Origin of the sequence: Flavobacterium zubiriense, from assembly GCF_041729725.1 — a bacterium.
In the GTDB taxonomy this organism is placed as follows: domain Bacteria; phylum Bacteroidota; class Bacteroidia; order Flavobacteriales; family Flavobacteriaceae; genus Flavobacterium; species Flavobacterium zubiriense.
In genome coordinates this window covers 267,849-282,482 of record NZ_JBCFQL010000003.1, presented here as the reverse complement: position 1 = coordinate 282,482, position 14,634 = coordinate 267,849, and the positions used below count along the sequence as shown (strand labels likewise).

Annotated in this window: 16 protein-coding genes; 13 read left to right on the top strand and 3 right to left on the bottom strand. The window is 32.3% G+C overall.

The window, feature by feature from the left end; translation table 11 throughout:
- The first annotated feature begins 187 nt into the window (after nucleotides 1-187).
- Complete coding sequence (locus AAGV28_RS04420; RefSeq protein WP_373405610.1) at nucleotides 188-700, top strand: hypothetical protein; 513 nt, start codon at nucleotides 188-190, stop codon at nucleotides 698-700.
- Here the strand turns inward: AAGV28_RS04420 and AAGV28_RS04415 are convergent.
- A complete protein-coding gene (locus AAGV28_RS04415) occupies nucleotides 697-909 on the bottom strand; it encodes a helix-turn-helix domain-containing protein (RefSeq protein WP_373405609.1) in 213 nt (70 codons plus the stop codon). The two genes, AAGV28_RS04420 and AAGV28_RS04415, sit on opposite strands and share 4 nt — an antisense overlap.
- 222 nt (nucleotides 910-1,131) lie before the next feature.
- On the opposite strand from AAGV28_RS04415, the gene AAGV28_RS04410 reads away from it, so the two are divergent.
- From AAGV28_RS04410 to AAGV28_RS04400, 3 genes are all read left to right on the top strand, one after another.
- Nucleotides 1,132-1,749, top strand: coding sequence for a tetratricopeptide repeat protein (locus tag AAGV28_RS04410; RefSeq protein ID WP_373405608.1), 618 nt, complete (start codon nucleotides 1,132-1,134; stop codon nucleotides 1,747-1,749).
- A gap of 120 nt (nucleotides 1,750-1,869) precedes the next feature.
- Nucleotides 1,870-3,312 (top strand): S1C family serine protease, encoded by a 1,443-nt coding sequence (locus tag AAGV28_RS04405; protein ID WP_373405607.1) that lies wholly within the window; start codon nucleotides 1,870-1,872, stop codon nucleotides 3,310-3,312.
- Nucleotides 3,313-3,745: 433 nt separating this feature from the next.
- Complete coding sequence (locus AAGV28_RS04400; protein WP_373405606.1) at nucleotides 3,746-4,036, top strand: hypothetical protein; 291 nt, start codon at nucleotides 3,746-3,748, stop codon at nucleotides 4,034-4,036.
- A 26-nt stretch (nucleotides 4,037-4,062) separates the two neighbouring features.
- Here AAGV28_RS04400 and AAGV28_RS04395 read toward each other — a convergent pair whose 3' ends face one another.
- The gene (locus AAGV28_RS04395) at nucleotides 4,063-4,650 is read right to left on the bottom strand and encodes a riboflavin synthase (protein ID WP_373405605.1); all 588 of its coding nucleotides are present in this window, start codon (nucleotides 4,648-4,650) and stop codon (nucleotides 4,063-4,065) included.
- Between the two features lie 56 nt (nucleotides 4,651-4,706).
- On the opposite strand from AAGV28_RS04395, the gene pdxA reads away from it, so the two are divergent.
- The 9 genes from pdxA to AAGV28_RS04350 all read left to right on the top strand — a co-directional run bounded on the left by pdxA (nucleotide 4,707) and on the right by AAGV28_RS04350 (nucleotide 12,131).
- The gene (pdxA, locus tag AAGV28_RS04390) at nucleotides 4,707-5,750 is read left to right on the top strand and encodes a 4-hydroxythreonine-4-phosphate dehydrogenase PdxA (protein WP_373405604.1); all 1,044 of its coding nucleotides are present in this window, start codon (nucleotides 4,707-4,709) and stop codon (nucleotides 5,748-5,750) included.
- A 101-nt stretch (nucleotides 5,751-5,851) separates the two neighbouring features.
- Nucleotides 5,852-6,394, top strand: coding sequence for a YceD family protein (locus AAGV28_RS04385; RefSeq protein ID WP_373405603.1), 543 nt, complete (start codon nucleotides 5,852-5,854; stop codon nucleotides 6,392-6,394).
- A gap of 9 nt (nucleotides 6,395-6,403) precedes the next feature.
- A complete protein-coding gene (gene rpmF, locus AAGV28_RS04380; RefSeq protein WP_073242095.1) occupies nucleotides 6,404-6,601 on the top strand; it encodes a 50S ribosomal protein L32 in 198 nt (65 codons plus the stop codon).
- Nucleotides 6,602-6,777: 176 nt separating this feature from the next.
- Nucleotides 6,778-7,776 carry a beta-ketoacyl-ACP synthase III gene (locus AAGV28_RS04375; protein WP_373405602.1) on the top strand — a complete coding sequence of 333 codons (999 nt, stop codon included), beginning with the start codon at nucleotides 6,778-6,780 and terminating at the stop codon, nucleotides 7,774-7,776.
- A 24-nt stretch (nucleotides 7,777-7,800) separates the two neighbouring features.
- On the top strand, nucleotides 7,801-8,280 hold the full coding sequence (gene accB, locus AAGV28_RS04370; protein ID WP_373405601.1) for an acetyl-CoA carboxylase biotin carboxyl carrier protein: 480 nt from the start codon (nucleotides 7,801-7,803) through the stop codon (nucleotides 8,278-8,280).
- Between the two features lie 120 nt (nucleotides 8,281-8,400).
- The gene (gene accC / locus AAGV28_RS04365; RefSeq protein ID WP_373405600.1) at nucleotides 8,401-9,747 is read left to right on the top strand and encodes an acetyl-CoA carboxylase biotin carboxylase subunit; all 1,347 of its coding nucleotides are present in this window, start codon (nucleotides 8,401-8,403) and stop codon (nucleotides 9,745-9,747) included.
- A 247-nt stretch (nucleotides 9,748-9,994) separates the two neighbouring features.
- The gene (locus AAGV28_RS04360) at nucleotides 9,995-10,360 is read left to right on the top strand and encodes a hypothetical protein (RefSeq protein WP_373405599.1); all 366 of its coding nucleotides are present in this window, start codon (nucleotides 9,995-9,997) and stop codon (nucleotides 10,358-10,360) included.
- A gap of 11 nt (nucleotides 10,361-10,371) precedes the next feature.
- Nucleotides 10,372-10,674 carry a hypothetical protein gene (locus AAGV28_RS04355; RefSeq protein WP_373405598.1) on the top strand — a complete coding sequence of 101 codons (303 nt, stop codon included), beginning with the start codon at nucleotides 10,372-10,374 and terminating at the stop codon, nucleotides 10,672-10,674.
- A gap of 122 nt (nucleotides 10,675-10,796) precedes the next feature.
- A complete protein-coding gene (locus AAGV28_RS04350; protein WP_373405597.1) occupies nucleotides 10,797-12,131 on the top strand; it encodes a sigma-54-dependent transcriptional regulator in 1,335 nt (444 codons plus the stop codon).
- Here the strand turns inward: AAGV28_RS04350 and AAGV28_RS04345 are convergent.
- Nucleotides 12,125-14,560 (bottom strand): hybrid sensor histidine kinase/response regulator, encoded by a 2,436-nt coding sequence (locus tag AAGV28_RS04345; RefSeq protein ID WP_373405596.1) that lies wholly within the window; start codon nucleotides 14,558-14,560, stop codon nucleotides 12,125-12,127. The genes AAGV28_RS04350 and AAGV28_RS04345 overlap by 7 nt on opposite strands.
- Nucleotides 14,561-14,634 lie beyond the last annotated feature (74 nt).

Here is a 14,634-nt window from a genome sequence, read left to right as displayed (position 1 = left end):
ATAGACCACTTAATCATTACAAAAGCTACTTTTTATAGCTTTTCTAGTGAAGGAATGTTAACGTGAAAGTGTAAGCGAATAAAGATATACCTTGAAATAATTAAATTTCAACTATTTACTTTTTTACAGATTACTATTAATAGCTATTTCCTTAATTTGGCGTTTCGTTACATTCTCATTTTTCAATATGGATAAATTCGAAAATTATTTAAGTCTAACCAGAGATGAAAGGATGCAATTCTTAAAGGATAGTATTACAGAACTTTACCCGTTTACTGATGATGACATTGAACTCTACAACGACAAATTAGACTTTAACATACTGTCATACAATTCAAGAATCAAGTGGAGTTATCTTTTATTAGAAAAATACAGAGACAAATGGGATTGGAATTCTATAGAACAGAATGATATAATAAGTAGAAATTTTAATTTGGCTTTACTTTTTCCTGATAAGGTTACTTCTTCATTATCAAAATGTGACTGCTTTAGAAATTTAGATTTTTGTGAGAACTTAGATTATCATTGTGAAAAATTTGAAAAACCTGTAGCTATAGTTTCTCGGGGAATAATCAAGGATTTATATGTTTACAGACTCATGGACTATCTAATAAATGAAAAAATCATAAATGATAAGGCTTTATTAATGCTGTATCTTCTTGATAGAGAGTTAGACTTTGTAGGTAAACAAGATCATTAAAAATTAAAAAGCTCTATAATATTTATATCTAGAGCTTTAGCTACTATTTCTAAAGTTGACAATGTAGCATTGGCTCTCCCGGCTTCTAATCTGGACATATTACTTTTCTCAAAGTTGCACCTTGCAGCCAAATCTTGTTGAGATATATTTTTCTCAATTCTAATTTCCTGAATACGCTTACCAACCTTTATTTGTAATGAGTTTTCCAAATTTTAATTATCTTTTACGATAAGTCAAAATTTGTTCTATATTTGACCATTATGGTTATCGTAAAAGATAACTGATTAAAAAAGTTTTGGTGCTAGAGTTAACGGAGCTTTTTTATAGAAAATAAATTAAAGTAATAATTACAAACCATTCAAATTTTAGTCAGCAAATCATAAGGTTGACTTTATAAAACTAACTATAGAATAATTCAAACAATCATAGAAATGAAAAAACTAATATTATTACTTATCTTTTTAAGCTTCTTTACTTCAAATTCTTTTAGCCAAACAAGTGAATATTATATACGTCAAGGAACTACAAAAAAAATGCTTAAAGATTACAGTGGTGCATTTGAAGATTTTGACAAAGCAATTGAAATTGACCCGAAAAATGCTGAAGCATACTTCTATAAAGCAATGCTATGTTCTGATCCAAAATCTGGTGTGTTTAATATGTTTACAATGATAAATTTCAACGAAGCTATTGAATTAAATCCCAAATATGTTGATGCTTACTTGTTTAGAGGAATGGAAAAACATAAAAATGGAGATTACAGAGGGGCTGTTTCAGATTACGACAAAGCTATAGAAATAGATGAAAACAATTTCGAATCTTATGCACAAAGAGGAATTGCAAAAAATGCATTAAATGATCTTGATGGAGCAATAATCGACTTGAACATGTCAATTAAAATCAATCCTAAATATGCTTTCGCTTATGGAGTTAGAGGAGTTATGAAATTTGGTTTAGGCCAAAAAGATACAGCTTGTTTGGATTTTAGTAAAGCTGGAGAATTAGGAGATAATCTTTCATATGAATACATAAAAAAATATTGTAACTGAACTTGATACCCAAAAATCTAGAAGATTGCAAATGGAATGATTACCTAAAAATACTCAAAACATTATTTTGCGATTCAATTGTACTAATCCTTCACCAAACTTAACCTGAAATAAAAAAATATGAAAAAAATAATACTACTTTTAGTTATAGTTGGTTTTTATAAATCATACTCACAAAGCAGTTATGCTACAATAAAAATTTATAGACCTAAAGCTTTGTGTATTGGCTGTAAAGTTTCTATACTTATAAATGATACATATATATGTGATTTAAAGAATGGTGGTTATTTAGAGTTCAATGCCTTTATTACAGAAAATTCGAAAGTTACCGTAACTGATGGTTCTAGCTATACTTCAAGTTTACAAATAGCACTAAAAAAAGGTCAAACATATAATTATGAAGCAAAAGCAAAGTTCCCTAGAAATCTTGGATTTGAGTTAGTTCAAGCTAAAACACCTATTGATAAAGATAAAATTAAAAAAGAAGATTACTTTGGAGCAAGTGATGTTGGAGTTGGTATTAAAGAAAACATCAAGCCTAATCACCCTAAAACTGATTGGACAAAAGATAAATTACTGGAATACTGGAACAAAAATGGAATGTCTGATATTGAAGGTATATACGAAAAGCTTAACGGAATCCTAAAATATGAATTAGCAATTGTGAAAAATGATAATGTTTATTCTATAATTTATCTGTCAGGAGCAGAAGGAACTTCTTGGAAAACTGGTGAGCTTAAGGCAACACTGCAAAAAACTGCTTCTTTTGGTTTGTTCAAATCAAAATGGTTTATGTTAGACAAATCAGAAAACAAAGACATGATAGTAAGTGTTAAGCAATCAACTATGTCTTTAATTTCAGAAACAGTAGATGTGAAAAATGATATTTACCTTAAAACTTTTCCAGCTTATGATGAAAATGTGAAAACTGGAGAAAGTGAAAACTGGAAAAGTTCTGGAACTGGTTTCTTTATAGCTAAAAATGGTTACATAACAACCAATTTTCATGTAGTTGAAGATGCTAATTTTATAGAGATTGAGTATCTGAAAAAACCTTATAAAGCAAAAGTTATTGTTTCAGACAAACATAATGATTTAGCTATTTTAAAAATAGAGGACAATTCTTTTATCCCACTAACTACTTTAAACTATAATTTTAAAACTGAAATTTCTGATGTAGGAACATCTGTTTTTGCATTAGGATTTCCTTTAACAGAAATAATGGGAAAAGAGATAAAATATACGGATGGTAAAATAAGTGCTAAATCAGGTTATAAAGGAGATATATCAAGTTACCAAATTTCAGTTCCAATTCAGCCAGGTAATAGTGGTGGTCCATTATTTGATGAAAACGGAAGTTTATTAGGTGTAACTTCATCTGGAATTAATAAGACAATTGCTGATAATGCAAATTATGCAATAAAAATTAAATATCTAAATCTTCTAATAGATGAGACAGAAGGAAAAATAGAATTGCCAAATTCTGCATTAATAAAAGCGAAACCCTTAACTGAAAAAATAAAAATACTTTCTGATTACGTAGTTTTTATTAAAGTTAAATAATAGGAGCTTACTCAAAAGAAATGGTGTAGGAGTATAAGTGGGTCAAACATAGGTCAAACATTTAAAGTAAAAAGTGTAAAAAAGAGATAGAAAGAGACAAATCTTTAATTTAGGTAATATGTTGTTATACTACTATTTGTAAGTAAAAATAAAAAAGAGAAACAGATAAGAGACTGACTCATAATCAGGTGGTCCCTGGTTCGAGCCCAGGTGGGACCACAATAATAATCGACGAAAACCCTTTAAAATTAACGTTTAAAGGGTTTTTCTTTTGTGTTAATTTCATTTAAATGCTATACCTTTGTCTCTTGATGTTTAGTAAGAATGGATTAAGTCCAAGTGTTGAAGTAGATGTACTTTAGATTTCTAAACATTTTTTTTCCATTATATGAGAGAAATGTTAAACAAATATTTTTTTTTAATCATCTGCTTGTTGATAAGTATTGAGGGTGGTGCTCAGGGTGGCGGTTCTGGTCTTCCTCCTCCTAATGGGCTTCCTGTTGAGCCTCCTCCTGGTTTTGAATGTTGCGAAGATTTAGCGCCTGCATCGGGTCAGGAGGAGGATGCTTCTGATGAGTATAAAGCTTGTATGGAAGACCCTGCAGCATATTGTACAGTACCTATTGCTAATTCTATTTCTATTTATGCTTTAATGGCAACGGGTTTTGCGCTTGCTTCTTTTGTTGTAATTAGAAAAATAAAAAAACAAAAAACTCCAATGTAAGATTGGAGTTTTTTTGTTTTTAACAGTTATCGTAATTGATTGAGTCGAGAAACATACTTTCCTATAACATCAAATTCTAAATTGATTTTAGAACCTACTTTAAAATCTTTAAAATTAGTGTGTTCGTGAGTGTAAGGGATAATAGCTACACTAAATTGATTTTTCTTCGAATTTACTACCGTTAAACTCACTCCGTTTACGGTTATAGAACCTTTTTCTATGGTTATGTTGCTTAATTTGGCGTCGTATTCAAAGGTGTAAAGCCAGCTTCCATTAGTTTCTTGAATTGAAATACAAGTTCCGGTTTGATCCACGTGGCCTTGTACAATATGGCCGTCTAATCGATCGCCTAGCTTCATGGCTCTTTCAAGATTCACTAAATCCCCCTCTCGCCATTCTCCTAAATTGGTCTTTTTTATGGTTTCATCAATGGCGGTAACGGTATAGCTAGTGTCTTTTATAGCAACTACGGTAAGGCAAATTCCGTTATGCGCTACACTTTGATCTATTTTAAGTTCGGTTGTAATCGCAGCGTCTATTGTTATATGGATATTGTCTTTCTCTTTTTTTAATTCTTGGATGGTTCCAAGGGTTTCTATGATTCCTGTAAACATTCTTGTTTTATTTTACTAAATTTGCACTTCAAAATTAGCAATAAAAACTTGTGGATATGATTAAAAAAGCAGAAAATATTATCGTAGGAATTTCAATTGGAGATTTAAATGGTATTGGAAGCGAGGTTATTCTTAAAACATTTGAAGATGTTCGAATGTTAGAGCTGTGTACGCCAGTAATTTTTGCTAATGTTAAGATTTTGTCTTTTATAAAACGAAATTTAGAATCGGCGGTTGTGCTTCATGGAATAGATAGATTGGACCAAGTTATTGTTGGAAAAATCAATGTCTTGAATGTTTGGAAAGAAGGTGTCGATTTGAATTTGGGCACCAATGATGAGAAAGTAGGCGAATATGCTATTAAATCTTTTGTTGCTGCAACAAAAGCCTTAAAAGAAGGTTTGATCGATGTTTTGGTAACAGCCCCTATAAATAAATACAACATTCAATCGGAGGATTTTAAATTTCCAGGACATACGGATTATTTGGAGCAAGAATTAGAAGGAGATGCTTTGATGTTTATGGTTCAGGATAATTTAAGAGTAGGTTTATTAACGGATCATGTGCCTATTAATGAAGTGGCTTCTCGATTGACAGAAGATTTGATAGTAAAAAAAATAACCACCGTAAAAAAGTCGTTGATTCGTGATTTTAGTATCAATAATCCAAAAATTGCAGTCTTAGGTTTGAATCCGCATTGCGGAGATGGAGGCGTTATTGGTAAAGAAGACGAAGAATTAATTAAGCCAGTTTTGAAAAAAATGTTTGATAAGGGGACATTGGTTTTTGGTCCTTTTGCAGCAGATGGTTTTTTTGGCAGTGGACATTATGAAAAATTTGACGCAGTAATTGCAACTTATCATGATCAGGGTTTGGTTCCTTTTAAGACTTTGTCTTTTGGGAAAGGGGTTAATTTCACTGCGGGTTTGAATAAGATAAGAACTTCGCCAGACCACGGAACGGCTTATGATATCGCTGGTAAAGGAATTGCCGATTATAATTCGTTTAAAGAAGCAGTATATTTGGCTATAGATGTCTATTCTTCAAGGATTCACTATGAAGAAATTACTGAAAAGCCACTAAAAGTTAGGGAAAAATAAATGTAAATAAAAAAAGATTGATAACGTTATTGGATTTACAATAATTTTATATCTTTGCACTCCCATTCCGAAACTTCGGAATAGGGCAAAATTTTGTGGATATGAATAGGACAAAAGAATTTTTAATTCCTTTCGTAGGCTTAAAGCTAGGGAAACATCATTTTGAGTATCAAATAAATAATGCGTTCTTTGAGAACTTTGATTATAATGAATTTCAAAATTCGGATATCAAAGTAGCAGTAGTTTTAGATAAGAAAAGCAATATGCTTGAGTTAGAATTTAAGCACAAAGGCACAGTTAATGTTCCTTGCGACTTAACAGGGGAAGATTTTGATTTGCCAATTAAAGGTAAAATGAAATTAATCGTTCGTTTTGGAGAAGAGTTTAATAATGATAACGAAGAGCTGTTGATTTTGCCTTTCGGCGAATTTGAAATAGATATAATACAATATATCTATGAGATGATTGCGCTTTCGGTACCTTTAAAACGAGTTCATCCAGGAGTTAAAGACGGAAGTTTAAAAACAGAAGCTTTAGATAAACTGAAAGAATTACAAGTCAAAGAAGTAGTAAAAAAAGAAGACAAAGAAGAGAATATAGACCCGCGCTGGGACAAATTAAAGCAACTATTAACGGATAAATAATATAGTAAAATGGCACATCCTAAAAGAAAAATCTCGAAAACAAGAAGAGATAAGAGAAGAACACATTATAAAGCTACAGTAGCACAAATCGCTACTTGTCCTATTACTGGAGAAGCACATTTATACCACAGAGCTTACTGGCACGAAGGGAAAATGTATTACAGAGGACAAGTGGTTATTGATAAGTCAGAAGCTACTTTTGCATAATACGTTTTTATAGAAAACACGAGAACTCTCACACTATGTGAGAGTTTTTTGTTGTTTATGATTTTCGTTAAATAAGAAGTTTTTAAAGATAAAGGGTTTAGATTTTTTTTGTATTTTTAACCCCTTTTTAAACGTTTCCTTTTGTATAGTAATAGAAGGGAAAATATCCGAATAAAATGAATAAAATTACGGCCGCAATTACTGCAGTTGGAGCTTATGTTCCAGATTTTGTGCTTACAAACCAAGTTCTGGAAACCATGGTGGACACAAACGACGAATGGATTACTTCGCGTACAGGAATAAAAGAAAGAAGGATTTTGAAAGATGCTGATAAAGGAACCTCTTATTTAGCAATAAAAGCAGCTGCAGATTTAATCGCTAAAGCTAACATAAATCCTTTAGAAATTGATTTGGTTTTAATGGCAACAGCCACACCAGACATGCAAGTTTCAGCAACGGGAGCTTATGTTGCTACCCAAATAGGTGCTACAAACGCCTTTGCTTACGATTTGCAAGCGGCTTGTTCTAGTTTTTTATACGGAATGTCTACTGCAGCAGCATACATCGAATCAGGTAGATATAAAAAGGTATTGTTAATTGGTGCCGATAAAATGTCATCTATAGTTGATTATACGGATAGAACAACCTGTATCATATTTGGAGATGGAGCAGGAGCTGTGCTATTCGAGCCTAATTTTGAAGGCTTAGGATTACAGGACGAATATTTAAGAAGTGATGGTATAGGTCGTGATTTTTTGAAAATTGATGCAGGAGGATCACTTCATCCTACAACTATTCAAACTGTAGAGGAAAAAAGACATAGTATTAGACAAGATGGAAAAACAGTATTTAAATATGCTGTAACTAATATGGCCGATGCAAGTGAACAAATCCTAAAAAGAAACAATCTGACTAACGAAGATGTTAATTATTTAGTTCCGCATCAGGCTAATAAGCGTATCATTGACGCTACTGCAAACCGAATGAATTTAGAGGAATCTAAGGTTTTAATGAATATCGAAAGATATGGAAATACCACATCAGCAACCTTGCCTCTAGTTTTAAATGATTTTGAACATTTGTTTAAAAAAGGAGATACTATTATTTTTGCTGCATTTGGAGGAGGATTCACTTGGGGTTCTATTTATCTAAAATGGGCATACGACAAAAAATAAATTTAAACTAAAATCACAAATATTATGGATTTAAAAGAAATTCAGAACCTAATCAAATTTGTATCTAATTCTGGTGTTGCTGAGGTAAAGTTAGAAATGGATGATGTTAAAATTACCATTAGAACAACATTAGAAAGCAGTGCTCCAGAGCTTACTTATGTACAACAAATGCCAGCTCAGGCACCAGCACAACAAGTTATAGCAGCAGCTCCAGTTGCAGCAGCTCCACCAGTTGCAGCAGCTCCAGTAGCTGAAGACTCAAAATTTATTACTATAAAATCACCAATGATTGGTACTTTTTATAGAAAACCTTCTCCAGACAAACCAATGTTTGTTGAAGTAGGAACTTCAATTGCTAAAGGTGATGTACTTTGTGTTGTAGAAGCGATGAAATTATTTAATGAAATCGAATCTGAAATTTCTGGAAAAATCGTTAAAATATTAGTTGATGATATGTCTCCAGTTGAATTTGATCAACCATTATTCTTAGTAGATCCATCATAAATTTAAGATTTTAGATTACAGATTTTAGATTGCAAATTTGAACCTTAATCAATATTTAGATTCAAATCAATTGCATTCTTGACTTCTAATTTCTAACTTCTAACTTCTAATTTTTAAAAGATGTTTAAAAAAATATTAATTGCAAATAGAGGAGAAATTGCACTTCGTGTAATTAGAACTTGCAAAGAAATGGGCATTAAAACAGTTGCGGTTTATTCTACCGCAGATGCAGAAAGTTTGCATGTAAAGTTTGCTGACGAAGCGGTTTGTATTGGACCTCCGCCAAGCAACTTATCCTATTTGAAAATGTCAAATATTATTGCTGCAGCCGAAATTACCAACGCTGATGCAATTCATCCAGGGTACGGTTTCCTTTCTGAAAATTCTAAATTTTCAAAAATTTGTCAAGAACACGGTATTAAGTTCATTGGAGCTGCGCCTGAAATGATTGACAGAATGGGAGACAAAGCTTCTGCAAAATCTACTATGATTGAAGCTGGTGTTCCATGTGTACCTGGTTCGGTTGGTATTTTAGAATCTTACGAACAGGCATTACAACTTTCTAGAGAATTTGGTTTTCCTGTAATGCTAAAAGCTACCGCTGGAGGTGGTGGTAAAGGAATGCGTGCTGTTTGGAAAGAAGAAGATTTGTTAAAAGCTTGGGAAGGTGCTCGTCAAGAATCAGCTGCTGCTTTTGGTAACGATGGTATGTATCTTGAAAAATTAATTGAAGAGCCACGTCATATCGAAATCCAGGTTGTAGGTGATTCTTATGGAAAAGCTTGTCATCTTTCTGAAAGAGATTGCTCGGTACAAAGACGTCATCAAAAATTAACAGAAGAAACGCCTTCTCCATTTATGACAGACGAATTGCGTCAAGCAATGGGAGAAGCAGCAGTTAAAGCCGCCGAATATATAAAATATGAAGGAGCTGGAACAGTAGAATTTTTAGTAGATAAACACCGTAATTTCTATTTCATGGAAATGAATACGCGTATTCAGGTGGAACATCCTATTACGGAACAAGTAATTGATTACGATTTAATTCGTGAGCAAATTATGGTAGCGGCTGGAATTCCAATTTCAGGAAAAAACTATTTACCACAGTTACACGCTATCGAATGTCGTATTAATGCCGAAGATCCATACAATGAATTTAGACCTTCGCCAGGAAAAATTACTACATTGCACATGCCAGGAGGTCACGGTGTACGTTTAGATACTCACGTATATTCAGGTTATACCATCCCACCAAATTACGATTCGATGATCGCAAAATTGATTACTACTGCTCAAACTCGTGAAGAAGCAATAAGTAAAATGAGAAGAGCATTGGACGAATTTGTAATCGAAGGAATCAAAACTACAATCCCTTTTCACAGACAATTAATGGATGATCCTCGTTATATAGCGGGTGATTATACCACTGCTTTTATGGATACTTTTAAAATGAATGATCCAGAATAAAGTTTTTTAACGATAAAATTAAAGGCCGTACAGTGATGTGCGGCTTTTTTTGTGGGTCAAAGTGTGTAAAAAGGATACAATTTGTTCTCATTTTACACAGCTTTACAGTGTATACAAAATTATGTTTATTTTTTAATACACTGTAAATCAGTGTATTTTTGTTTTTTTGGCATTCCAAAAAAATACTGGTACAATAATTTCATTGTCATAAGTGTAAAACATCAATAACAATTTAAATAAACACATTATGAAAAAATTAATTTTATCAGCCGCAATTGTATTAGGAAGTTTAACCACAATGAATGCTCAAGCGCAAGAAGAAAATGCAACTCCAGTTGAACAAACAACTCCAACTGAGCAAGCAACTCCAGCAGCAGAAGCCGCTCCAGCAGAACAGGCTACAGTAGCTCAGGAAGTAGATGCCTATACTGAAGTTAAAACAGAAGAAGTTCCAGCTGCAGTAACAGAAGCATTAAAAAAAGCATTTCCAGACGCAGTTTTAAATAAAGCAGCTGTAAATGCTAAAAAAGAGTACCAATTACAAGTTAAAGTTGGTGATAAAGAAGGTGCTTTATATGCTGACGAAACAGGAAAATGGATTCAAAATAATTAAAATATAACATCATGAAAAAAGTAATTTTATCAGCCGCAATTTTATTAGGAGGTTTATCAACAATAAATGCTCAGGCGCAAGAAGAGAATACAACTCCTACAGAGCAAGTAGCTCCAGCAACAGAGGAATATACAGAAATTAAAGCAGAAGATGTACCAACAGTTGTAGTTGAAGCTTTAAAAAAATCCTATCCAGATGCTGTGTTGTCTAAAGCTTATGTAAATGAGAAAAAAGAATACAAGTTAGAAATTGCAGTTAAAGACCAAACAGCTACTGTTTTTACAGATGTTGATGGGAACTGGTTAAAAAAATAAGCACGCGAATTTGCTTATTGTTTGTAAAGAAGGTTGTTCGGGAGGGCAACCTTCTTTTTTTGCATAATTTTATGAAAATACAATAATTTTAGCCTTAATTTAGCATAAAAAGTGCCTGTGTGATGTCGAAAATTTTAATTATTGAAGATGATATTTCGTTTTGTAAATTATTGGAGAAATTTCTAACCAAAAATGATTATACGGTTAGCATTGCTTTTTCTGCAGCTGAGGCTCGCTTGGCAATTCAAAACGAAACATTTAATTTGATTTTGACCGATTTACGACTACCTGATGCAGATGGTATCGAATTGTTAGCAGAATTTAAAGCAGGTTTTCCAACTATTCCCGTGGTTTTAATGACTGGTTATTCTGAAGTGAGTACAGCTGTTAAAGCCATTAAAAATGGCGCTTCCGATTATATTTCGAAACCCTTTAATCCTGATGAGGTTTTAATGGTTATTTCTAATGCTCTTGCAATAGAAATTGAAGCAAATCCAATTCGAAAATCAACTAAAAAAGCGGTTAAACAAACTCCAACACTCGAATATGTTCAGGGAATTTCTCCAGCTTCTAAGAAATTAGCCGAGCATATAAAATTAGTAAGTCCAACAGATATATCGGTTTTAATTATAGGAGAAAGTGGGACTGGAAAAGAAATAATTGCTCAAAGCATCCATCAACAAAGTCGTCGAAAAGAGAATAATTTTATAGCGGTAGATTGTGGAGCTATTCCTAAGGAGCTGGCTGCAAGCGAGTTTTTTGGACACTTAAAAGGATCTTTTACAGGAGCTATTTCAGATAAAATAGGTTATTTTGAAGCGGCTAATGGAGGAACACTCTTTCTAGATGAAATAGGAAATTTGTCTTATGAAAATCAAATTCAATTGCTGCGCGCTTTGCAGGAACGCAAAATAAAACCAGTTGGGAGTAATACAGAAATTGAGGTTGATATCCGAATTATTACTGCAACTAATGAAGATTTGCGTGAAGCAGTTAAAAATGGCGATTTCAGAGAAGATTTGTACCATCGAATCAATGAATTCTCCATTCATTCGCCTTCACTTGCTGAAAGGGAAGAAGATTTGATCTTATTTGCCGATTTCTTTTTAGAAAAAGCCAATACGCAATTGCATAAAGAGGTAATCGGTTTTTCTAAAGAAGTAGTGACTATTTTTCAAAATTACGATTGGCCCGGAAATTTAAGAGAATTACAAAATTGTGTTAAACGTGCTACCTTGCTTACCCAAGGTGATTTTATAGAAAGTGCCGTTTTGCCTGTGGAATTTTTTCAGGAAAACAGGGGCAAAATAGATTCTTTTTCTTTGTCAGAAAATGAAAAAGAAGCTATCGAAAATGCTTTGTTTAAGACCAAAAACAACAAATCGGAAGCGGCAAAATTGTTGAAAATCACCCGAAAAACTTTGTACAACAAACTCAAATTGTACGATATTCAATAAATCACTTTTTCGAGTGCAATAAATAAGGTTGCGATTTTAGATTTCAAGTTAGAAAAATAACTTGCTAATTCCGCCTCGTTGTGGTCTTGTAATTCTAATGAATTTAAAATAACCGCAATTTCATTGGCTTGAATTTGTTTGAACATTGGTGCCATTTTGTGTGCTACTTGTTTTATTTTTTCGTGTTCCAATGTTCGAATGCTATTTTCCAAAACAAAAAGATTCGAATTAGTTGATGTTATGAACGATTGAAGAACAGTTTTTATCGCTTCTTTGTCGTTTTTTAAGAATAAATTCAAAGAATCTAACGTAAAAAGATCTTCTGGATTTTTAGATTTCTGAACTTCATTTTCTTGAACAGGAAGTGTTGTTTTGTTTAAAATGGCATCAAGAGTTTGCAATAAAATGTTAGGCATAAACGGCTTTTTAAGCACGGCTGTAAATCCCGCATTGATGTAAATATCCTCAGTTAAATCGGCTCTTCCAGTTACCGCAATAAGTGGTTGATTGTTGTAATTTTTTTTCTTTTTTTTCAATTCTTTAATAAACTCAAAACCATCTTTTACAGGCATTTGAATATCCGTTATCAATACATCATAATGTTCAAAAGCCATAGTTTGTAAAGCTTGTATAGCATTCGAAAACGAAATTACGTTATAATATTGTTTTAAAACTTCGGTGGTGAGTTGCAATAAATCGGGATCGTCATCTACCACAACAATGGTTTTGTTTTGATGAATCGGTGTGTAAAACGATGTGGTTGTTTCTTCAATTTCCCCCTCTTCATCAAAGATTAAATCTAAAATTATTTCGAAACAACTTCCTTCTTTAGAACTATTTTTTAGCGACAATTCGCCGCCTAAAAGAGCAATAATTTTTTTAGAAATAGCTAATCCTAAACCTGTTCCGCCATATTTTTTTTCGATAGTTTCATTGGCTTGGGCAAATTCTTCAAAAACTAAATCCTGACTTTCTTTTTCAATTCCAATTCCTGAATCTTCAATGGTTATAAAGGCTTTATTTTTATTAGAATTTAGAGTTGCAGTTATTTTTATATAACCTTCTGGAGTAAATTTATACGCATTTCCAATGATATTTATTAACACTTGTTTTAATCGAAAAACATCGCCAATAATGGGCTGATTGAGTTTTTTATCAATCGAAATTTGTAAATTTATTTTTTTTTGTTGGTAAACCGATTGCAAATTTGTCGCTACTTCTTTTATGGTTTCGGCTAAAGAAAAAGGACTTTTTTCTAAGCTAATTTTCCCAGCCTCAATTTGCGAAAAGTCCAATAAATCCTGAACTAATCTCGAAATATACTCCGATGAATTTTTAATATTGTTAGTAAAATACGATTGCTTGCTGGTTAATGTCGAATTCCCTAATAATTCGGTATAACCCACAATGGTACTCAATGGTGTTTTTAGATCGTGACTTACGGTAGATATGAGCTGTTCTCTGCTTTTAAGTAAGTTTTGAGTTTTAAAATTGGCAATTTCCAGTTGTTTTTTATACGATTGTGTTTTTGAAAAATCACTAGTAATTAAAATCGAAAAAACAATAGTTAATAACAAACCTAGAACAGCTGCGTAGGTAACAATTTGGTTGATTTTTTTTAATGATTTTTCTTTTTCATTATTGTTTTTTATCGAAGAAGTAAGAATTTCTTGTTCAATAACACGAAGTACTTTTCTAAGCTGGTCAGAAATTAAAAGTTCATTAGTTAGCAGTTTGCTTTCTTGAATACTTAGGGATTCTTTTTTCTTTTCGGTTTCCAGTTTTACTTTGCTCAATAACCTTTTTGAGGCTGATAAGATAGAATCGGTTTCTTTTTTAGTTAGTGTATTGCTGGTATCATCGGGAATATTTTGATTGAGATAATCGATATAATTTTGTAAAACATTTCGTTGATAACTACTTAAACTTTCTGGGTTTTTAGTAAAATCTTGTAGTTTTAATTTGCTAAGTGAAAACTCTAATTGGGTTAATTCTTCGATAGCATTGTTAACTGAAACTTCATCAGAAGTTTTGTTTTTTATGGCTTTAAGCTGTTTGATGTTATGCGTTTTTTCGGTAAGCAAAACCATCACGCTGTCCAATAATTTGATTTGATATTGGCTGGAAAGTGTTTTTTTTAAAGAACCAATTCTTGTCTGTAAAGAATTATTTTCCTGGATGTAATCTTTATAATCGGATTCGGAATTGGACTGAATTGTTTTTCGGGCTAAGCTTTCTGCTTTATACACATTCGAAAAGAGTTGGCTTATCTTTAAAACTTTGTTTTTTTCGAAAGCTATTTTGCTTTCAATTTTCGAATAGTCTACATTTTCAGTGTATAAAATCCAGCCTACACCTGCAACAAGCGACACTAGAATCATATAACTTATAAATACTTTTACAGGAATATTACTGTTTTTGTTTCCCATTTTTATTTTTGAAATTATAACGTTTTTTTGTTTTGAGACTTTGATTTATTTTAGAAGTATAAAAATAGCTAATT